This is a genomic window from Paraburkholderia steynii, assembly GCF_900100565.1.
Classification (GTDB): Bacteria; Pseudomonadota; Gammaproteobacteria; order Burkholderiales; family Burkholderiaceae; genus Paraburkholderia; species Paraburkholderia terrae.
This window is the reverse complement of sequence record NZ_FNDI01000026.1, coordinates 56552-77244: the sequence shown is the minus strand read 5'-3', so window position 1 is coordinate 77244 and position 20693 is coordinate 56552. Positions and strand designations below refer to the sequence as shown.

The 20693-nt window shown below is 61.7% G+C and carries 26 protein-coding genes; 25 read left to right on the top strand and 1 reads right to left on the bottom strand.

The features are described 5' to 3' along the window. Positions 1–90: 90 nt before the first annotated feature. The 19 genes from BLT65_RS34780 (at position 91) to tatC (ending at position 14338) form a co-directional block, all read left to right on the top strand. Positions 91–1017, top strand: coding sequence for an ABC transporter ATP-binding protein (locus tag BLT65_RS34780; RefSeq protein ID WP_007731850.1), 927 nt, complete (start codon positions 91–93; stop codon positions 1015–1017). After that, positions 1014–1769: an ABC transporter permease gene (locus BLT65_RS34775; protein ID WP_042313856.1), complete on the top strand. Its 756-nt coding sequence runs from the start codon at positions 1014–1016 to the stop codon at positions 1767–1769. Before BLT65_RS34780 ends, BLT65_RS34775 begins: the two co-directional genes overlap by 4 nt. A 23-nt stretch (positions 1770–1792) precedes the next feature. After that, positions 1793–2032, top strand: coding sequence for a BolA family protein (locus BLT65_RS34770; protein ID WP_007731848.1), 240 nt, complete (start codon positions 1793–1795; stop codon positions 2030–2032). Positions 2033–2265: 233 nt separating this feature from the next. Next, positions 2266–3528 carry a UDP-N-acetylglucosamine 1-carboxyvinyltransferase gene (murA, locus tag BLT65_RS34765; RefSeq protein WP_007731847.1) on the top strand — a complete coding sequence of 421 codons (1263 nt, stop codon included), beginning with the start codon at positions 2266–2268 and terminating at the stop codon, positions 3526–3528. Beyond that, positions 3525–4223, top strand: coding sequence for an ATP phosphoribosyltransferase (gene hisG, locus BLT65_RS34760; protein WP_042313851.1), 699 nt, complete (start codon positions 3525–3527; stop codon positions 4221–4223). Before murA ends, hisG begins: the two co-directional genes overlap by 4 nt. Positions 4224–4277: 54 nt before the next feature. After that, a complete protein-coding gene (gene hisD / locus BLT65_RS34755; protein WP_091786835.1) occupies positions 4278–5600 on the top strand; it encodes a histidinol dehydrogenase in 1323 nt (440 codons plus the stop codon). Positions 5601–5750: 150 nt separating this feature from the next. Further along, entirely contained in the window at positions 5751–6821 is a 1071-nt protein-coding gene (gene hisC, locus BLT65_RS34750) for a histidinol-phosphate transaminase (protein ID WP_091786832.1), read from the top strand. 53 nt (positions 6822–6874) lie between these two features. Further along, entirely contained in the window at positions 6875–7462 is a 588-nt protein-coding gene (gene hisB, locus BLT65_RS34745; protein ID WP_007731843.1) for an imidazoleglycerol-phosphate dehydratase HisB, read from the top strand. Positions 7463–7522: 60 nt separating this feature from the next. After that, on the top strand, positions 7523–8143 hold the full coding sequence (locus BLT65_RS34740; RefSeq protein ID WP_042313843.1) for a MarC family protein: 621 nt from the start codon (positions 7523–7525) through the stop codon (positions 8141–8143). Next, on the top strand, positions 8140–8781 hold the full coding sequence (hisH, locus tag BLT65_RS34735; protein ID WP_091786828.1) for an imidazole glycerol phosphate synthase subunit HisH: 642 nt from the start codon (positions 8140–8142) through the stop codon (positions 8779–8781). Before BLT65_RS34740 ends, hisH begins: the two co-directional genes overlap by 4 nt. Positions 8782–8979: 198 nt before the next feature. Continuing rightward, positions 8980–9732, top strand: coding sequence for a 1-(5-phosphoribosyl)-5-[(5-phosphoribosylamino)methylideneamino]imidazole-4-carboxamide isomerase (hisA, locus tag BLT65_RS34730; protein ID WP_007731840.1), 753 nt, complete (start codon positions 8980–8982; stop codon positions 9730–9732). Between the two features lie 144 nt (positions 9733–9876). Beyond that, complete coding sequence (gene hisF, locus BLT65_RS34725) at positions 9877–10650, top strand: imidazole glycerol phosphate synthase subunit HisF (RefSeq protein WP_091786824.1); 774 nt, start codon at positions 9877–9879, stop codon at positions 10648–10650. A 1-nt stretch (position 10651) separates the two neighbouring features. Further along, positions 10652–11059, top strand: a complete 408-nt coding sequence (gene hisI / locus BLT65_RS34720; RefSeq protein WP_009771325.1) for a phosphoribosyl-AMP cyclohydrolase — start codon at positions 10652–10654, stop codon at positions 11057–11059. After that, a complete protein-coding gene (locus BLT65_RS34715; protein ID WP_007731837.1) occupies positions 11056–11430 on the top strand; it encodes a phosphoribosyl-ATP diphosphatase in 375 nt (124 codons plus the stop codon). Before hisI ends, BLT65_RS34715 begins: the two co-directional genes overlap by 4 nt. A gap of 115 nt (positions 11431–11545) precedes the next feature. Beyond that, positions 11546–11941 carry a DUF4870 family protein gene (locus BLT65_RS34710; protein ID WP_007731836.1) on the top strand — a complete coding sequence of 132 codons (396 nt, stop codon included), beginning with the start codon at positions 11546–11548 and terminating at the stop codon, positions 11939–11941. Between the two features lie 43 nt (positions 11942–11984). Further along, a complete protein-coding gene (locus tag BLT65_RS34705; protein WP_007731835.1) occupies positions 11985–12350 on the top strand; it encodes a histidine triad nucleotide-binding protein in 366 nt (121 codons plus the stop codon). A gap of 325 nt (positions 12351–12675) precedes the next feature. After that, positions 12676–12912, top strand: coding sequence for a Sec-independent protein translocase subunit TatA (tatA, locus tag BLT65_RS34700; protein WP_007731834.1), 237 nt, complete (start codon positions 12676–12678; stop codon positions 12910–12912). Between the two features lie 55 nt (positions 12913–12967). Then, on the top strand, positions 12968–13516 hold the full coding sequence (gene tatB, locus BLT65_RS34695) for a Sec-independent protein translocase protein TatB (protein ID WP_091786821.1): 549 nt from the start codon (positions 12968–12970) through the stop codon (positions 13514–13516). A gap of 42 nt (positions 13517–13558) precedes the next feature. Beyond that, positions 13559–14338, top strand: coding sequence for a twin-arginine translocase subunit TatC (tatC, locus tag BLT65_RS34690; RefSeq protein WP_035988995.1), 780 nt, complete (start codon positions 13559–13561; stop codon positions 14336–14338). Between the two features lie 102 nt (positions 14339–14440). Here the strand turns inward: tatC and BLT65_RS34685 are convergent, their stop codons facing one another. Then, on the bottom strand, positions 14441–15649 hold the full coding sequence (locus tag BLT65_RS34685; protein WP_042313829.1) for a Do family serine endopeptidase: 1209 nt from the start codon (positions 15647–15649) through the stop codon (positions 14441–14443). 19 nt (positions 15650–15668) lie between these two features. Here BLT65_RS34685 and BLT65_RS34680 point away from each other — a divergent pair, with 19 nt between their 5' ends. From BLT65_RS34680 to BLT65_RS34655, 6 genes are all read left to right on the top strand, one after another. Next, a complete protein-coding gene (locus BLT65_RS34680) occupies positions 15669–16415 on the top strand; it encodes a Nif3-like dinuclear metal center hexameric protein (protein ID WP_042313827.1) in 747 nt (248 codons plus the stop codon). Between the two features lie 219 nt (positions 16416–16634). Beyond that, positions 16635–17252: a ubiquinol-cytochrome c reductase iron-sulfur subunit gene (gene petA, locus BLT65_RS34675; protein WP_009771328.1), complete on the top strand. Its 618-nt coding sequence runs from the start codon at positions 16635–16637 to the stop codon at positions 17250–17252. Then, complete coding sequence (locus BLT65_RS34670; protein ID WP_042313826.1) at positions 17252–18634, top strand: cytochrome b; 1383 nt, start codon at positions 17252–17254, stop codon at positions 18632–18634. The genes petA and BLT65_RS34670 overlap by 1 nt, the downstream gene beginning before the upstream one ends. Before the next feature lie 23 nt (positions 18635–18657). Continuing rightward, positions 18658–19413 (top strand): cytochrome c1, encoded by a 756-nt coding sequence (locus BLT65_RS34665; RefSeq protein WP_091786818.1) that lies wholly within the window; start codon positions 18658–18660, stop codon positions 19411–19413. Between the two features lie 96 nt (positions 19414–19509). Next, positions 19510–20121, top strand: coding sequence for a glutathione S-transferase N-terminal domain-containing protein (locus tag BLT65_RS34660; protein ID WP_006052302.1), 612 nt, complete (start codon positions 19510–19512; stop codon positions 20119–20121). A 69-nt stretch (positions 20122–20190) separates the two neighbouring features. Next, a complete protein-coding gene (locus BLT65_RS34655; RefSeq protein ID WP_091786815.1) occupies positions 20191–20673 on the top strand; it encodes a ClpXP protease specificity-enhancing factor in 483 nt (160 codons plus the stop codon). Positions 20674–20693: the final 20 nt, after the last annotated feature.

Below are 20693 nucleotides of genomic sequence, written 5' to 3'. Positions count from 1 at the left end.
TTGCACCCGGCCCCAATTTCGTTTCCCCCATGCTTTCGCGCCCTTGCCGGGCGATCTATCAGGCGCTGTCCACTTTGACGGCGCACAGTCATGTCAGCGATTGAAATTCGTAACGTCAGGAAGCGCTACAAAGATCTGCAAGCGCTCAAAGGCGTCAGCTTCACCGTCGAACAAGGCGAATTCTTCGGGCTGCTCGGTCCGAACGGCGCCGGCAAGACGACGCTCATCAGCATCCTCGCCGGCCTCGCCCGCGCCGATGAAGGCAGCATCACGGTCCACGGCCACCATGTCGTCGACGACTTCCGTCTCGCGCGCCGCGCGCTCGGCGTCGTGCCGCAGGAACTCGTGTTCGATCCGTTCTTCACCGTGCGCGAGACGCTGCGCATCCAGTCGGGCTACTTCGGCCTGCGCAAGAACGATGACTGGATCGACGAAGTGATGGCCAATCTCGATCTCACCGAAAAAGCCGACGCGAACATGCGTGCGCTGTCGGGCGGGATGAAGCGTCGCGTGCTGGTTGCGCAGGCGCTCGTCCACCGGCCGCCCGTGATCGTGCTCGACGAGCCGACGGCGGGCGTCGACGTCGAACTGCGCCAGACGCTGTGGAAATTCATCTCGCGCCTGAACCGCGAAGGGCACACGATCGTGCTGACCACGCACTATCTGGAAGAAGCCGAATCGCTGTGCGACCGCATCGCGATGCTACGGCGCGGTGAAGTCGTCGCATTGGAGCGCACCAGCACGCTGCTCGAACGTTTCGCGGGCACGCAACTGTTCATCCGTTTCGCGCAGGGCGTGCTGCCTGCCGAATTGCGGGTGCTCGAAGTCGATCCCACCAATGTCAACGGACGTCAGCATCTGCTGCGCCTGTCGAGCTACGACGACGTGGAGCGCATCCTTGCGCAATGCCGCACGGCCGGTTGCACGTTCGATGAAATCGAGGTCCGCAAGGCCGACCTCGAAGACGTGTTCATGCAGGTGATGAACGGTCCGGAAGTGGTCGAGGGGTTGGCATGAACGGCTTCCGTACTCTGTTCTACAAGGAATTGCTGCGCTTCTGGAAGGTCGCGTTCCAGACGGTACTCGCGCCGGTTATCACCGCATTGCTGTATCTGACGATCTTCGGCCACGCGCTGCGCGATCACGTGCAGGTCTATCCGGGCGTGCTGTACACGAGCTTTCTCGTGCCGGGCCTCGTGATGATGAGCGTGCTGCAGAACGCGTTCGCGAACAGTTCGTCGTCGCTGATTCAGTCGAAGATCACGGGCAATCTCGTGTTCGTGCTGCTGCCGCCGCTGTCGCACTGGGAGATGTACGGCGCGTATGTGCTCGCGGCTGTCGTGCGCGGATTGAGCGTCGGGCTGGGCGTGTTCGTCGTCACGGTCTGGTTCATCCCGATGAGCTTTAGCGCGCCGCTTTATATCATTGCGTTCGCGGTGCTCGGTTCGGCGATTCTCGGCACGCTCGGTTTGATCGCGGGCATCTGGGCGGAGAAATTCGACCAGCTCGCCGCGTTCCAGAATTTTCTGATCATGCCGCTCACGTTCCTGTCGGGCGTGTTCTACTCGACGCATACGCTGCCACCCGTGTGGCGCGAAATCTCGCGTCTGAATCCATTTTTCTACATGATCGACGGCTTTCGTTATGGCTTCTTCGGAATGTCGGATATCAATCCGATGTGGAGCCTTCTGATTGTCAGCGGTTTCTTCGTCGTGCTGGCCGTGCTGGCGATGCGCATGCTCGCGTCCGGCTTCAAGCTGCGTCACTGACTGGACCATTAACAGGAGCACTCATGCTACCCACTCCCGAACAGGTCAAGAATTACATCGCGGCGGGCCTCCCTTGCGAGCATCTCGAAGTGGAAGGCGACGGCCAGCATTTCTTCGCGACCATCGTGTCGCCGAATTTCGAAGGCAAGCGTCTGATTCAACGGCATCAACTCGTGTATGCGGCGCTCGGGGACCGCATGCGCGAAGAGATCCACGCGCTCAGCATGAAAACGCTGACGCCCACCGAATGGCAAAGCGCCTGACTCGCGTATAGACATTGCGCGGAAAAACCTGCTGTCTGTCGGAGGACGGCGCTCGATAACCTGGCTGCAAGAGCGGAAAAACAAGCTGCACAATAAGCTTTAGACGTAGCTGCAAATTAGCTGGAACATTAGTGCGACTTACACAAGAGAATCGCGACGCCGCAAACGGCGCCGCAGCAACCGCCCACAACAAGACGCCCGCAGGCGGACGGGCAGATCAGGAACAAACAGGCATGGACAAACTCGTGATTGAAGGCGGGCAAAAGCTCGCTGGTGAGATCGTTGTTTCGGGTGCGAAGAACGCGGCGCTGCCGATCCTTTGCGCAGGCTTGTTGAGCGCGGAGCCCGTTCATCTCGACAACGTGCCCGATCTGCAGGACGTGCGCACGACGCTCAAGCTGCTCGGCCAGATGGGCGTTCGCACGGAAAGCAGCGACGGCCGCGTGATGCTCGACGCGTCGAAGGTCGACAATCTGGTCGCGCCGTACGAACTCGTGAAGACGATGCGCGCGTCGATTCTGGTGCTCGGCCCGCTCGTCGCGCGCTTCGGCGAGGCGAAGGTGTCGCTGCCGGGCGGCTGCGCGATCGGCGCACGTCCCGTCGATCAGCACATCAAGGGCCTGCAGGCGATGGGCGCCGAGATCAACATCGAGCACGGCTTCATCGAAGCGCGCGCGAAGCGTCTGAAGGGCGCGCGCATCATCACCGACATGATCACCGTCACCGGCACGGAAAACCTGCTGATGGCGGCCGTGCTCGCGGAAGGCGAGACGGTCATCGAAAACGCCGCGCGCGAGCCGGAAGTCGGCGATCTGGCGAATCTGCTGGTCGCGATGGGCGCGAAGATCGACGGCATCGGTACTGACCGTCTCGTGATTCAAGGCGTCGACAAGCTGCACGGCGCCAAGCACACGGTCGTGCCGGATCGGATCGAAGCGGGCACGTTCCTGTGCGCGGTCGCGGCAGCGGGCGGCGACGTCACGTTGCGCCATGTGCGTCCGCAGATTCTCGAAGCCGTAACGGACAAGCTGCGCGAAGCAGGCGTGACGATCGAAGAGGGCGACGACTGGATGCGCGTGCGCATGAACCAGCGTCCGAAGGCCGTGTCGTTCCGCACGTCCGAATATCCGGCGTTCCCGACCGACATGCAGGCGCAGTTCATGGCGCTCAACACGCTGGCGGAAGGCACGTCGCAAGTGGTCGAAACGATCTTCGAAAACCGCTTCATGCACGTGCAGGAACTGAACCGTCTCGGCGCGAACATCACGATCGACGGCAAGACGGCGCTCGTCAACGGCGTCGAAAAGCTGTCGGGCGCCAAGGTGATGGCAACCGACCTGCGCGCGTCGGCGAGTCTCGTGATCGCGGGCCTGTGCGCGGATGGCGAAACGCTGATCGACCGCATCTATCACCTGGATCGCGGCTACGACCGGATGGAATCGAAACTCACGGCAGTCGGCGCGAAGGTGCGTCGCATCAAGGGTAATCAGGCATGAGCGAACTGCCGCAAACGTCGACGTCGCCGGCGGTGGGCAAGCCGCTGACGCTCGCACTGTCGAAGGGCCGCATCTTCGATGAAACGCTGCCGCTGCTCGCGGCAGCGGGCATCGAAGTGACGGAAGACCCGGAAACGTCGCGCAAGCTGATTCTGCCGACCACCGATCCGAACCTGCGCGTCATCATCGTGCGCGCCACCGACGTGCCGACGTACGTCGAGTACGGCGCCGCCGATTTCGGCGTCGCGGGCAAGGACGTGCTGATCGAGCACGGCGGCGGCGGTTTGTATCAGCCGATCGATCTGGATATCGCGCGCTGCCGGATGTCGGTGGCGGTCGCGGCCGGCTTCGACTACGCGAACGCGGTGCGCCAGGGCGCGCGCCTGCGCGTCGCCACGAAGTATGTGGAAGTGGCGCGCGAGCACTTCGCTGCCAAGGGCGTACACGTCGACCTGATCAAGCTGTATGGATCGATGGAACTCGCGCCGCTGGTGGGCCTGGCCGACGCGATCGTCGACCTGGTCAGCTCGGGCGGCACGCTGCGCGCCAACAATCTTGTCGAGGTCGAAGAGATCATGCAGATCTCGTCGCGCCTCGTTGTGAACCAGGCGGCGCTGAAGCTCAAGCGCGCCGCGCTGGCGCCCATTCTCAACGCGTTCGAGCGCGCGTCGCAACGCAACGGCGCAACGGCCTGACGCAACGGTCACAGCGTGGTGTTACACGCGCGCCTTACCGAAACGGATACCAGCATGTCTATCAAGATTCGCAAACTCGATTCCAGCACTGAGAATTTCCAGAAGTCGCTGCATGCGGTGCTCGCGTTCGAAGCGAGCGAAGACGAAGCGATCGAACGCTCGGTCGCGCAGATTCTGGCCGACGTGAAGGCGCGTGGCGATGCCGCCGTGCTGGACTATACGAACCGTTTCGACCGTCTGAACGCGAAGGATGTCGGCGCGCTCGAACTGCCGATGTCGGAACTGGAAGCGGCGCTCGAAGGCCTGGAGCCGAAGCGTCGCGCGGCGCTCGAAGCGGCAGCGGCGCGTGTGCGCGGCTATCACGAGAAGCAGAAGATCGAATGCGGCAGCCATAGCTGGCAGTACACGGAAGCCGATGGGACGGTGCTTGGCCAGAAGGTGACGCCGCTCGACCGCGCGGGTATCTACGTGCCGGGCGGCAAGGCGGCGTATCCGTCATCGGTGCTGATGAACGCGATTCCGGCGCGCGTGGCCGGCGTGCGCGAAATCGTCATGGTCGTGCCGACGCCGGACGGCGTGAAGAATCCGCTCGTGCTGGCGGCGGCGCTGCTGGGCGGTGTGGATCGCGTGTTCACGATTGGCGGCGCGCAGGCGGTCGGTGCGCTCGCGTACGGCACGCAGACCATTCCCGCCGTCGATAAAATTTGCGGCCCCGGCAATGCGTATGTCGCATCGGCGAAGCGCCGCGTGTTCGGCACGGTCGGCATCGACATGATCGCCGGTCCGTCCGAAATTCTTGTGCTGTGCGACGGCACGACCGACCCGCGCTGGGTCGCGATGGACCTGTTCTCGCAGGCCGAACACGACGAACTCGCGCAATCCATTCTGCTGTGCCCGGACGAAGGTTTCATCGCGCGCGTCGAAGACGCCATCAACGAGCTTCTGCCGACGATGCCCCGCCGCGACGTGATTCAGGCGTCGCTCGAAGGACGCGGCGCGCTGATCAAGGTGCGCGACATGGAGCAGGCGTGCGCGATCGCCAACGACATCGCGCCGGAACACCTCGAAATTTCCGCGCTGGAGCCGCAGCAGTGGGCTCAACAGATTCGCCATGCGGGCGCAATCTTCCTCGGCCGCTACACCAGCGAAAGCCTCGGCGACTACTGCGCGGGGCCAAATCACGTGCTGCCTACGTCTCGTACCGCACGTTTCTCGTCGCCGCTCGGCGTCTATGATTTCTTCAAGCGCTCCAGCCTGATCGAAGTGAGCGCGGACGGTGCGCAGACGCTCGGTGAAATCGCCGCTGAGCTTGCGTATGGCGAAGGCCTGCAGGCGCATGCACGCAGCGCCGAGTACCGGATGAAGAACACAGGCTGACCTTGCGGCGAGCCGCCTTTTCACGCGGGCAACACGCGCGCTGAATTTGAGACGGCTCCGTTTTCACGAAGACAGAGAACTCAACCCGGGGCGGCTGCGAGCCGCCCCTATTGCGCTGTCGCCTGCCAGAAGGCGGGCGCGCCCCACGCCATGACGACACCTCAAGACATCATCCGCCGCGACGTGCTCGCGATGACGAGCTACCCCGTTGCCGACGCGACGGGCCTCGTGAAGCTCGATGCAATGGAGAATCCGTTCCCGCTGCCGGAAGCGCTGGCCGCGAAACTCGGCGAGCATCTGGCGGCCGTCGCGCTGAACCGCTATCCGGCGCCGCGTCCGCAGGCGCTGATCGAGAAGCTCAAGCGCGTGATGAACGTGCCGGCGAACTGCGAGGTGCTGCTCGGCAACGGCTCGGACGAACTGATCAGCATCATCTCCGTGGCGTGCGCGACACCGGGCGCAAAGGTGCTGGCGCCCGTGCCGGGCTTCGTGATGTACGCGATGTCGGCGAAGCTCGCTGGCATGGAGTTCGTCGGCGTGCCGCTGAACGCCGACTTCACGCTCGACGTGGATTCGGTGCTCGCCGCTATCGCTGAACACCGGCCTGCCGTGATCTACCTCGCGTATCCGAATAACCCGACGGGCACGCTGTACGATGCCGCCGATATGGAGCGCATCGTCGCCGCGGCGAGTGGAAGCCTGGTCGTGATCGACGAAGCGTATCAACCGTTCGCTCAAGAAAGCTGGATGCCGCGCGCTGGAGACTTCGACAATGTCGTCGTGATGCGTACTGTGTCGAAGCTGGGCCTCGCGGGCATCCGCCTTGGCTACATGGCGGGCCGCACGGAATGGATCAACGAATTCGACAAGGTGCGCCCGCCGTACAACGTCAACGTGCTGACGCAGGCGACGGCCGATTTTCTGCTAGATCATATCGACGTGCTCGATGCGCAGGCCGCGCAACTGCGCGACGAACGCACGAACCTGGCTCAAGCCGTCGCCGCGCTGCCGGGCGCCGAAGTGTTCCCGAGCGCGGGCAATTTCCTGCTGGTGCGCGTGCCCGATGCATCGGCGACGTTCGAAACCCTTCTTACTTCGCGGGTTTTGATCAAAAACGTGAGTAAAATGCATCCATTGCTCGCGAATTGCGTGCGTTTGACGGTCGGTTCGCCGGAAGAAAACGCTCAAATGCTCGCCGCGCTGAAACTCGTGCTGAACTGAAGTCAGCACGTTCACAACCCCACTTTTTTCAAAGTCAGATTCGAGGAATTGCCATGCGCCTTGCGGAAGTCGTTCGCAACACCAGCGAAACGCAGATCCGTGTGAAGATCAATCTGGACGGCACCGGTCAGCAGAAGCTGGCCACGGGCGTGCCGTTCCTCGATCACATGCTCGACCAGATTGCCCGCCACGGGCTGATCGATCTGGACATCGAGTCGCATGGCGATACGCATATCGACGACCACCATACCGTCGAAGACGTCGGCATCACGCTGGGCCAGGCTGTTGCGAAGGCCGTCGGCGACAAGAAGGGCATTCGCCGCTACGGTCATTCCTACGTGCCGCTCGACGAAGCGCTGTCGCGCGTCGTGATCGATTTTTCCGGCCGGCCGGGCCTCGAATTCCACGTGCCGTTCACGCGTGCGCGCATCGGCACGTTCGACGTCGATCTCTCCATCGAATTTTTCCGCGGCTTCGTCAATCATGCCGGCGTTACGCTGCATATCGACAACCTGCGCGGCCTGAACGCGCATCATCAGATGGAAACGGTGTTCAAGGCGTTCGGTCGTGCATTGCGCATGGCCGTCGAACTGGACGAGCGCGCGGCGGGGCAGATTCCGTCGACCAAGGGCAGCCTCTGAGCGACCAATAGCCACCAAGCCACCCATAGGACCGGTTGCGCGGCGCGCGGCCGGCTTGAGATGGACACCATCAAGTCGTTTATTTCGCTGCTGGCGTTGATCAACCCGGTCGGCGCGATCCCGTTCTTTCTGAGCCTGACGTCGCAGCAATCGTCCGCCGAACAGCGCCGCACGATCCGTGTCGCATCGATTTCGGTGTTCTGCGTGATTACGGTGAGCACGTTGATCGGGCAGCAGATCATCCGCTTCTTCGGCATTTCGATCGGCGCGCTCGAAGTGGGCGGCGGCATCATCATGCTGCTGATGTCGATCAGCATGCTCAACGCGCAGGTCGGCAATGCGCGCTCGACGCCGGAAGAGCGTCACGAGGCGGAGATGAAGGACAACGTCGCCGTCGTGCCGCTGGCGATTCCGCTGCTGACGGGGCCGGGCTCTATCAGTACTGTCCTAGTCTATTCGGCCAGCTATCCTCATTGGTACGAGCGGATTACTCTGATTGGCATCGGCGCTGTGATTGCGGCGCTGTGCTTCGGATCGCTGAGTCTCGCTGAACCGATTGCCCGCTGGGTCGGTCGGACGGGAATCAACATCGGCACGCGGTTGATGGGTTTGATGTTGTCGGCGCTGGCGGTGGAGTTCATCGTCAACGGATTGAAGGCGTTGCTGCCTAACTTGAAATGAAAACTTCGATTGCGATTGTGGATTACGGAATGGGCAACCTGCGCTCGGTCGCCCAGGCGTTGAAGAAAGCCGCGCCGGAAGCGGACGTGGCGATCGTCGACAAGCCCGAAGCGATCCGCGCGGCGGACCGCGTGGTGCTGCCGGGCCAGGGCGCGATGCCCGACTGCATGCGCTCGCTCGGCGAATCCGGCTTGCAGGAAGCCGTCGTCGAAGCGTCGCGCCGCAAGCCGCTGATGGGCGTGTGCGTCGGCGAGCAGATGCTGTTCGACTGGAGCGCGGAAGGCGATACGAAGGGCCTGGGCCTGTTGCCTGGGAAGGTGGTGCGCTTCGATCTGGAAGGCCAGCTGCAGGACGACGGTTCGCGCTTCAAGGTGCCGCAGATGGGCTGGAACCGTGTCCGTCAGGCGCAGCCGCACCCGTTGTGGGACGGCGTCGCCGACAACGCGTTCTTCTATTTCGTGCATAGCTATTACGTCGTGCCGGAAAACGCCGCGCATACGTCGGGCGAAACGGTGTACGGCGTGCCCTTTACCTCGGCAGTGGCGCGGGATAACATTTTTGCGACCCAATTCCACCCGGAAAAGAGCGCCGACGCGGGCTTGCGCGTGTATCGCAACTTCGTGTACTGGAATCCCTGATCCCTGCCGTCAGCATCTTTAACCGTCCATGTTCTCCCTCCGTTCTCGCTGCTTCGCTCCGATACACACGCATCGGGCGACTGTTGGCAAGGTCGCCGAAAGACATGTACTAAACTAGCGGAACGGCCTGGCGCGGGCGGCAGCCTGATTTCCCGCCAGCCGATCTTCAACTTTTCTCCCTGACAACACCCGATTGCTATGCTGCTGATCCCCGCCATCGACCTGAAAGACGGTCAGTGTGTACGCCTCAAACAGGGCGATATGGACCAGGCGACGATTTTTCACGAGGAACCGGCGGTGATGGCCCGACATTGGGTCGACCGCGGCGCGCGGCGCCTGCACCTCGTCGACCTGAACGGCGCGTTCGCCGGCAAGCCGAAGAACGAAGACGCGATTCGCGCGATCATCGAAGAAGTCGGCGGCGAGATTCCCGTGCAACTGGGCGGCGGCATCCGCGACCTGAACACGATCGAGCGCTATCTGGACGACGGCCTCGAGTACGTGATCATCGGCACGGCGGCGGTGAAGAACCCCGGCTTCCTGCTCGAAGCGTGTACGGCGTTCGGCGGGCATATCATCGTCGGGCTCGATGCGAAAGACGGCAAGGTCGCCACCGACGGCTGGAGCAAGCTGACGGGCCACGAAGTGGTGGACCTCGCGCGCAAGTTCGAGGACTACGGCTGCGAGTCGATCATCTACACGGACATCGGTCGCGACGGCATGCTTCAGGGCATCAATATCGAGGCGACGGTGCGCCTCGCGCGCGCGGTGAAGATTCCCGTGATCGCGAGCGGCGGCCTGTCGAACATGGGCGATATCGACGCGCTGTGCGAAGTGGAAGCCGAAGGCATCGAAGGCGTGATCTGTGGCCGTGCGATCTATTCGGGCGACCTGGACTTTGCCGCGGCGCAGACGCACGCGGACCGCTTGCGCGAATCGGACGACGCCTGAGCGTCGGGTTTTCTGCGCATCGCGCGCGCCTGAAGCATCGTTCTGGCGCGCAGAGCGTCCGGCATGCCGGCCTTGCGCTGCTCTCCTGCGTTCACACACGGGCGAGCGGCCTCACCAGCGGTATTGGCACGAACTAGCAAGATCATGGCTTTAGCTAAACGCATCATTCCCTGTCTGGACGTCACGGCTGGCCGCGTGGTCAAGGGCGTCAACTTCGTCGAGTTGCGTGACGCAGGAGACCCCGTCGAAATCGCGCGCCGCTACGACGAGCAGGGCGCGGACGAACTCACGTTCCTCGATATCACCGCCACGTCCGACCAGCGCGACCTGATCCTCCCCATCATCGAAGCGGTGGCTTCGCAGGTGTTCATTCCGCTGACCGTCGGCGGCGGCGTGCGGGCCGTCGAAGACGTGCGGCGTCTGCTGAACGCCGGCGCGGACAAGGTGAGCATGAATTCGTCGGCAGTGGCGAATCCGCAGCTCGTACGCGATTCGACCGATAAATACGGCTCGCAGTGCATTGTTGTCGCGATCGACGCGAAGCGCGTCTCCGCCGATGGCGAAACGCCGCGCTGGGAAGTCTTCACGCATGGCGGCCGCAAGAATACGGGCTTGGACGCCGTCCAATGGGCGCGCAAGATGGCCGAACTGGGCGCGGGCGAAATCCTGCTGACCAGCATGGACCGCGACGGCACGAAAAGCGGCTTCGACATTGCGCTGACGCGCGCCGTGTCGGACGCAGTGTCCATTCCCGTGATCGCGTCGGGCGGCGTCGGTTCGTTGCAGCATCTGGCCGACGGCATCAAGGAAGGCCGCGCGGACGCCGTGCTGGCCGCGAGCATCTTCCACTATGGCGAGCACACGGTCGGCGAGTGCAAGCGCTTCATGGCCGATCAGGGCATTTCGGTGAGGTTGTAACGTGAATCCGTCTGAAGTCGGCTGGCTCGACAAGGTGAAGTGGGACGCGAACGGCCTCGTACCCGTGATCGCGCAGGAAGCATCGACCAACGACGTGCTGATGTTCGCTTGGATGAACCGCGAAGCGCTGTCGAAGACGATCGAAACGGGCCGCGCCGTCTATTTTTCCCGCTCGCGCCAGCGCCTGTGGTTCAAGGGAGAAGAATCGGGCCACGTGCAGCATGTGCATGAAGTGCGGCTCGATTGCGACGAAGACGTCGTGCTGCTGAAGGTCGAGCAGGTGTCGGGCATTGCCTGCCACACGGGCCGGCATTCGTGCTTTTTCCAGAAATTCGAAGGCTCGGTCGATGCCGGCAACTGGGTTGCCGTCGATCCCGTGCTGAAAGACCCCGAACACATCTACAAATGACGCAAAACACGCAATCGACGAACGACACGCTTCGGCGTCTCGCTGCCGTCATCGACAGCCGCAAGGGCGGCGATCCCGACGCTTCGTACGTGTCGCGCCTGTTCCACAAAGGCGACGACGCGGTGCTGAAGAAGATCGGTGAGGAAGCCACGGAAGTCGTGCTGGCCGCGAAGGACGTGCGCCTCGGCGCGGAGCGCAAGGCGCTCGTCGGCGAAGTGGCCGATCTATGGTTTCATTGCCTCGTGATGCTGTCGCACTTCGACCTGAATCCCGCCGACGTGCTCGCCGAACTCGAGCGTCGCGAAGGTTTGTCGGGCATCGAGGAAAAGGCATTGCGCAAGAGCCGCGATCGCGAGCAGAACGGCGACTGAGCGCGAGCAGGACATAGCCGCGCGCGCAAGCATGCGCGCGGCGAAACATAGCGACGAGACACGTAGCACCGGCACAGCAACAGTATCCATTCGCACCCTCCAGGAGGACGCAAGCATGGAACAGTCGCACGGCGGTTATCCGCCACCGTCGTATCAGAGCGCAGTCGAAATCGACCGGCAGCGCAGCCTGCGCACGCTGACGCACATCATCTACGCGCTCTACGCCGTGTACTGGCTGACGGGCGGCATCTCGGTGCTGATCGCGATCATCATCAACTACATCAAGCGGCCAGAGACCATCGGCACGCCATACGAAGCGCACTTCGAGTGGCAGATCCGCACGTTCTGGATGGGGCTGATCGGGCATCTGATCGGCGTTGCGCTGTTCATCGTGCTGATCGGCGTGCCTATCCTGTGGGCTGTCGCGATATGGACGTTGTACCGTATCATCAAAGGCTGGCTGTATCTGTACGACAACAAGCCGCTGACGAATCCGCGCGGCTGGTTCTGAGCAGCGCATCTGGCGCGCGCCGCGTTCGCCGTCCACCAAGACCATGAGCCACGATCCGAACTGCCTTTTCTGCAAGATCGCCGCAGGCGAAATCCCGTCGACGAAGGTCCACGAAGACGACGAGTTCGTCGCGTTCCGCGACATCCGTCCGGCGGCCGAAACGCATGTGCTCGTGATACCGCGCAAGCACATCGAGACGCTGTCGAACTGTACCGAGAGCGATTCGGCCCTGCTTGGTAAAATGTTGATACTGGTTGCACGTCTCGCCGATCAACTGGGCGTTGCGTACAAGGGCGGGCAGACGGGTTTCCGCACGGTCATCAATACTGGGCCTGGCGGCGGACAGGAGGTTTATCACCTGCACGCGCATCTGCTGGCGGGACCGCGCCCGTGGCTGAGAATGGGTTGAAGGCGGGTCGAGCGCGATCGGCGTGCAGTGAGACGGGCGTGTAGGCGCACGTTCGGTACGAAGCCGATCGACAAAGGTTCGCCGCGTCCGCTTTTTGACTACGCACAATGGCGGGCCCGGCATTGCGACGTCGTGACTTTATGTAGGGATGTAACGACAGCGACTCGCAGACATGTTCATAATGGGACCGAGGGCGCTGACGCAATAAAGCGGCGTCGGCGGTAGTTTTGCAGACGAGGCGTGTTCGTGAAGCGTGCTTCGATTCAGGCCGCAAGGCGCATAGTTGCCGTCGCCAGGCACGACGGTGGGGGTTAAGGAGATTCTTATGGGTTCGTTGAGTATTTGGCATTGGCTGATCGTTCTGCTGATCGTCGCACTGGTGTTCGGCACGAAGAAGCTGCGCAATATCGGCACTGATCTGGGCGGCGCGGTGAAGGGCTTCAAGGAAGGCATGAAGGACGGCGAAACGCCTGAAGGCCAGCAGCGCGACCAGCTCTCGCGCACGAACACCGTCGATGTCGACGCAAAGGAAAAGGCGCCGCATTCCGGCGATTCCCGCTAATCCGGCGCCAGCCGAGCTTGCGCTGACACGCGCGCACTGACGGGAAGCCCTATCCATGCTGGACCTCGGTTTAACCAAGATGGCGTTGATCGGCGTGGTCGCGCTGGTCGTGCTCGGCCCTGAGCGCCTGCCGCGCGTCGCTCGCACGGCGGGCGCGCTGTTCGGCCGCGCGCAGCGCTATGTCAACGACGTGAAGGCCGAAGTCACGCGTGAGATCGAGCTCGACGAATTGCGTCGCATGAAGACCGAGTTCGAATCCGCGGCGCATAACGTCGAAAGCACGATTCACGACAACATGCGCAAGCACGAAACGGAACTGAACGAAGCGTGGACGCAGGGCACGTCGGTGTCGCCGAGCATTGCGGGCGGCGCGACGGACAGCCTGATGAGCGCGACCGACGGTTCCGCCGCGACAACGGACGGCACGTCCTGGCGCAGTACCGACGCTGCCGCGTCCAAGCGTAAGAACTGGCGCGTGAAGCAGACGGCCACGCCGAACTGGTACAAGCGCGCGACGTTGCGGCGTACGCGCGTACAGTCGGGCGCCGCGCGCGTCGCACGGCATACGCCTGTCAGCATGCGTCGGCCGACACGTTTTTTCTGATCGTCCGATGTCCCGCGCATCAATCTCCTACCGAGGGCCGGCGTGAGCGACCCCCAAAATCAGAACGAAGGCACTGAAGAGACCTTCATCTCGCATCTCGTCGAACTGCGCGACCGCATCATCCGCGCGGGCATTTCGGTGATTGTCGTGTTCGTCGGGCTCGTCTACTGGGCGCCCGACATCTTCCGGCTGCTCGCGCGTCCGCTGATGAACAATCTGCCGAAGGACGGCAAGATGATCGTCACCGACGTCACCGGCTCGTTCTTCGTGCCGATGAAAGTGACGATGCTCGTCGCCTTCGTGATCGCGCTGCCGATCGTGCTGTACCAGATCTGGGCGTTCGTCGCGCCCGGGCTCTATCAGCACGAGAAGAAGCTGGTCGGTCCGCTCGTCGGCAGCAGCTATACGCTGTTTCTGTGCGGGATGGCGTTCGCGTATTTCGTCGTGTTTCCGACCATCTTCCGCGTGATGGCGCATTACAACGCGCCGCTCGGCGCGGAGATGACCACGGATATCGACAATTACCTGAGTTTCGTGCTGACGATGTTCCTCGCCTTCGGCGTAACGTTCGAAGTGCCGATCGTCGTCGTGTTGCTCGTACGTATGAACGTGCTGACCATCAAGAAGCTCAAGGAGATCCGTCCGTACGTGATCGTCGGCGCGTTCGTGATCTCTGCCGTGGTGACGCCGCCCGACGTGTTCTCGCAGCTGATTCTCGCGATCCCGCTGATCGTGCTCTACGAAGCGGGGATCATCGCGGCCCGGCTCTTCGTCAGCAAGCCGGTCGCCACGGCTGAAAACGAGGGCGGGGCGGCAAGCTGAGCGAACGCCGAGACGCGTCAAGAAAGCAAAAAGGGCAGTGCTCCGTTGGAGACTGCCCTTTTTGTTTGACTTCGCTAACCGACCGGCCGACCGATTGACGGCTCAACCGCCATCGTCGTCATCGCTTTCGTCTGAAGGCTGTTTCGGCGGCGGCGGGCGCTTGCCGATCATCACGTTCAGATCCATTTCCTTGTTCTTGCGTACCAGATGCACCTTTGCGTCAGTGCCGGGCTTGATCTGCGCGATCACGTTCAGAAGGCGCGTGGTGTCGGTGATGTCCTGGCCATTGACCGACACCAGAATGTCGCCGGGTTTGATGCCGGCCTTGTCGGCGGGGCCGCCCTTGAGCACGCCTGCGACGATCGCGCCCGACTTCTGATCCAGCCCGAACGATTCAGCGATCTCCGGCGTCACGTCCTGCGGTTCGACGCCGATCCAGCCGCGCGTTACGGTGCCCGTCGTGATGATGCTTTCGAGCACGCTGCGCGCCGTCGAAACGGGAATCGCGAAACCGATGCCGAGCGAGCCGCCCGAGCGCGAGTAGATCGCCGTGTTGATGCCAAGCAGGTTACCGTTCACGTCGACGAGCGCGCCGCCCGAGTTGCCGGGATTGATCGGCGCGTCGGTCTGAATGAAGTTTTCGAACGTATTGATGCCGAGGTGATTGCGGCCAAGCGCGCTGACGATACCCATCGTAACCGTCTGCCCGACGCCGAACGGATTGCCGATCGCGAGCACCACATCGCCGACGCGCGTCTGGTCCATGCGGCCGAGCGTGATAGTGGGGAGGTTGGTCATGTTGACCTTCAGCACGGCGAGATCGGTCTCGGGATCGACGCCGATCACCTTGGCGTTCGTGGTGCGTCCGTCGGCGAGCGCGATTTCGATCTGATCGGCGCCGTCCACGACGTGCTGGTTCGTTAGAATGTAACCTTCCGAACTCACGATAACGCCTGAGCCGAGATTGGCCGCGGGTTGCTCTTGCTGCTTTTTGTTCTTGTCGCCGAAGAAATAGCGGAACAGCGGATCTTTCGCGCGCGGGTCGGGCGGAAGCGAGCCGTCCTTGCTGGAAAACACGTTGACCACGGCAGGCATCGCCTTTTGCGCCGCGTCCGCGTAGGAATTCTGGGCATTGCCACCGCTACCGATTCCGGGTGCCACCTCTCGGAGCGCGACGATCGGCTCGGCCAGTTGCTTGCCGAACTGCCCTTGACGCTGCAGCCACTGCGGTTTGAGGGTCGCAATGATGAACATCAGCGCCAGCAGCACGGTCACCGCCTGGGCGAAGAACAGCCAAAAGCGTCTGAGCATCTGAAAATTAGAGGGTGATATGGATCGGATCGAACTCGAATTGTACTTGAACAATCTCCTTGAAACTTCGCGGTTCAAGGACTATTGCCCCAATGGTCTGCAGGTCGAAGGGCGGCGCAAGGTCGAGAAAATCGCGACGGGCGTGACGGCGTCGCTGGCCTTTCTGGAAGCCGCGCTGGAGTGGGGCGCAGACGCCGTGCTGGTCCACCACGGCTACTTCTGGCGCAACGAGGCGCCGCAGATCACCGGCCGCAAATATCAGCGGCTCAAGGCGCTGCTCGCGAACGACCTGAATCTGTTCGCTTTTCATCTGCCACTCGACGATCATCCTGTGTACGGCAACAACGCGCAGCTCGGCGCGAAGTTCGGTCTAATCGCCGACGGCCGTTTCGGCGAAAACGACATCGGCTGGATGAGCACGCTGCCCATGCCGATCACGCTCGCGCACTTCACCGCGGAGGTTGAGCAGACCCTCGGCCGCACGCCGCTCGTATTCGGCGATCCCGACAAGAATTTGCGCCGCGTTGCGTGGTGTACGGGCGCGGCGCAGGGTTATTTCGACGCGGCGATCGACGCCGGCGCGGACGTCTATCTGACGGGGGAAATCTCGGAGCCGACCGTGCATACGGCGGCGGAAAGCGGTGTAGCGTTCATCTCGGCCGGTCATCACGCAACCGAGCGCTACGGTGTGCAGGCGCTGGGCGCGCATCTGTCCGAGCAATTCGAGCTGGAACACCTTTTTATCGATATTCATAATCCAGTTTGAATACCGGCCGGATTAGGCGAAGAAAAGGATTGAAAAACGGAGGAAATGCTTAATAAAAGCCGTAAAAATGTTTGCGATCCGTGCGGGGAAACCCTGATTTATCAATGACTTCGCACGGTTTTTGGCAATCGGCCCTTGTAAATGCCGACTCCATTCGAGCAAACTAGCGGCGGTAGACCCGACGTGAAGGAAAAATCCAACTCAGAAGTGGGGCGTGTGATGCGAGACAAGGAAGATGAACGCGTCGATGGCGGCCGCCGTAGCTGGCTGATTGCGACGACCGTAGCAGGTGGCATCGGAGGAGTCGCCACCGTCGTACCCTTTGTTAGTTCATTTGCACCATCCGAAAAAGCCAAGGCGGCGGGAGCCCCCGTCGAGGTCGATATCTCCAACCTCAAGCCAGGCGACATGATGACGGTCGCATGGCGTGGCAAGCCGGTCTGGATCATCAATCGTACTGACAAGCAGTTGGCCGACGTCCAGAAGGCCGACAAGGAAGTTGCCGATCCCGAAAGCAAGAACCCGTTTTCGATGCCCGAGCCGGACTACACCAAGAACGAGTTCCGCTCGCGCGCCGACCACAAGAATCTTTTCGTTGCTGTCGCGGTATGCACCCATCTGGGCTGCACGCCGACTCCGCGCTTCCAGGAGGGCGCGCAGCCCAATCTTCCCGATGACTGGCCGGGTGGCTTTCTCTGCCCCTGCCATGGCTCGACCTATGACATGGCGGGCCGCGTCTTCAAGAACAAACCTGCGCCGCAAAACCTCGACATCCCGCCTTACATGATCACCGGCAACACGCTCGTGATCGGCAAGGACGAGAAAGGAGAAGCGTAATGGCGACGACCGAAAAAGAAGTAGAAACGACGGGACTTACGGGCTGGATCGATCGCCGCTTTCCGATGACGGCGACCTGGAAAGCTCACGTCTCCGAGTACTACGCGCCGAAGAACTTCAACTTCTGGTACTTCTTCGGCTCGCTGGCGCTGCTGGTGCTGGTCAATCAGATCGTCACCGGCATCTTCCTGACGATGAACTACAAGCCCGATTCGCTGCTCGCGTTCGCATCGGTCGAATACATCATGCGCGAGGTGCCGTGGGGCTGGCTGATCCGCTACATGCACTCCACGGGCGCGTCGATGTTCTTCGTCGTCGTGTATCTGCATATGTTCCGCGGGCTGCTGTACGGCTCGTATCGCAAGCCGCGTGAACTGGTGTGGATCTTCGGCTGCGCGATTTTCCTGTGCCTGATGGCCGAGGCGTTCTTCGGCTATCTGCTGCCGTGGGGCCAGATGTCGTACTGGGGCGCGCAGGTGATCGTGAACCTGTTCTCGGCGATTCCGTTCATCGGTCCGGACCTGTCGCTTTGGATTCGCGGCGACTACGTCGTGTCCGACGTCACGCTGAACCGCTTCTTCGCGTTTCACGTGATCGCGATTCCGCTGGTGCTGCTGGGGCTGGTGGTCGCGCACATCGTCGCGCTGCATGAAGTGGGGTCGAATAACCCGGACGGCATCGAGATCAAGGCGAAGAAGGACGCGAACGGCATTCCGCTCGATGGCATTCCGTTCCACCCGTACTACTCGGTACACGACTTCATGGGCGTGTGCGTCTTCCTGATGGTGTTCGCGGCGATCATCTTCTTCGCGCCGGAAATGGGCGGCTACTTCCTCGAGTCGAACAACTTCGTCCCGGCAAACCCGCTGCAAACGCCACCGGAAATCGCGCCGGTCTGGTACTTCACCGCGTTCTACGCGATGCTGCGTGCCACCACCGACCCGTTCAAGATCGTGCTGATGATCGTGATCGGTCTGCTCGGGCTGTTCGCGCTAATCCGCGCGCGCGGCAAGTGGAAGCTCGGCCTACCCGTGCTCGCCATTCTGGTGATCCTCGCGATGGCGTTCACGGAGTCCAAGTTCTGGGGCGTCGTGGTGATGGGCAGCGCGGTCGTGTCGCTGTTCTTCCTGCCGTGGCTCGACCGGTCGCCGGTGAAATCGATCCGCTACCGGCCGTTTTTCCACAAGGTGTTTTACGGGATCTTCGTGCTGGCCTTCCTGACGTTGGCGTTCCTCGGAACCAGGCCACCGTCGACAGCCTCGACGCTGATCGCACAGATCTGCGCGCTGATCTATTTCGCGTTTTTCCTCGGCATGCCGTTCTGGACGCCGCTTGGCAAGTTCAAGCAGCCACCCGAACGAGTGCGGTTCAAACCCCACTAACCGCGAGCCAGGAGAAAACGAAAATGAGAAAACTGCTTTCGACGCTCGCGCTGCTCGGTGCAACCGTGCTGGCGCTATCCGCGACGTCCGTTCGCGCGGAAGGCGAATTGCCGCTCGACCGTGCGCCCGACAACGCGGACAATATTGCTTCGTTGCAGCACGGCGCCCAATTGTTTGTAAACTACTGCCTGAATTGCCATAGTGCGAACCTGATGCGGTACAGCCGATTGCAGGATATCGGCATTTCGCAGAAGGAAATTGAAAAAAACCTGCTGTTCACGACAGATAAAGTCGGTAACACGATGACGGTTGCGATGCGCCCCGACGACGCGAAAGCGTGGTTCGGCGCGACGCCGCCGGATCTGTCGGTGGAAGCGCGGGCAAGAAACCGCGACTGGCTGTATACGTATTTGCGCAGTTTCTACCGCGATGACACACGGCCGACCGGCTGGAACAATAGGGTGTACGAGAACGTGAGCATGCCTCACGTGCTATGGGAGCTTCAGGGGCAGAGAACGGCGAAGTTCGAAGACGAAATCGACGAACACACGAAGGAAAAGGTCAAGAAATTCGTGGGATACCAGCAGGTCACGCCGGGGACGATGTCGCCGGTAGATTATGATTCTGCTGTGGCCGACCTCGTGTCGTACCTGTCATGGATGTCCGAACCGACGCAGAAGACCCGTCGCCAGCTTGGCGTGTGGGTGCTGCTGTTTCTGGGCGTTCTGAGCTTTTTAGCCTGGCGACTGAACGCCGCGTACTGGAAAGATATCAAATAGTCACGCCGTAACTGGTGTGGGGCCGGCGCAAGGGGAGACCTGAAAAACGGTTTTACCCGCTCGCTGGCCCTTTAAGTTTTTTGAGGAAACGCAAACATGATGGTTCTGTATTCCGGCACTACTTGCCCGTTCTCCCAGCGCTGCCGGCTGGTGTTGTTCGAAAAGGGCATGGACTTCGAAATCCGCGACGTCGACCTGTTCAACAAACCGGAAGACATCGCCGTGATGAATCCGTATGGTCAGGTGCCGATCCTCGTCGAACGGGATCTGATCCTGTACGAATCGAACATCATCAACGAGTACATCGACGAGCGCTTCCCGCATCCGCAACTGATGCCCGCCGATCCCGTCCAGCGCGCTCGCGCGCGTCTGTTCCTGCTCAATTTCGAGAAGGAGCTGTTCGTCCACGTCGGCACGCTCGAGAACGAGAAGGGCAAGGCCGCTGAGAAGAACCACGAAAAGGCGCGCCTGGCTATTCGCGATCGCCTGACGCAGCTCGCACCGATCTTCCTGAAGAACAAGTACATGCTCGGCGAAGAGTTCTCGATGCTCGACGTCGCGATCGCGCCGCTGTTGTGGCGTCTGGATCACTACGGCATCGAACTGTCGAAGAACGCTGCGCCGCTGATGAAGTACGCCGAGCGTATTTTCAGCCGTCCGGCCTATATCGAAGCGCTGACGCCGTCGGAAAAGGTGATGCGCCGCTGAGTTTGAGATTGGCTTCGGGTGTGGCGCGCGGCGTCTGGTTCGCGCGCCTGCCCGGCAAAAGGACAGTTGATGCAAGAGATTTCCACGAAGCCGTACCTGCTGCGCGCGCTGTACGAATGGTGTACCGATAACGGCTATACGCCGCATATCGCGGTGCGTGTCGACAACCAGACGCGCGTGCCGCGCCAGTTCGTGCGCGACAACGAGATCGTGTTGAACATCAGCTTCGAGGCAACGAGCCAGTTGCAGATGGGCAATGAGTGGATCGAGTTCAACGCGCGGTTCTCGGGCAAGTCGCACAAGATCGAGGTGCCCGTTGCAAACGTGCTCGCCATTTACGCACGCGAAAATGGGCAGGGAATGGCGTTCCCGGTCGAGTCGGCGGGCGGCGAGGCGACGGATTCCGAGGACGAAGAGGCCGTGATCGCCGAAGCGCGTGAAGCGGCGCCACAGGCTGCTGCGGAAAAAGTCAGCGAAACCGATGACGAGCCGCGACCCGACGACGATGGAACAAAAGGCGGCGGAAGAGGTCACCTCAAAGTCGTGAAATGAAGTAGAATCGCGGTCTCAAG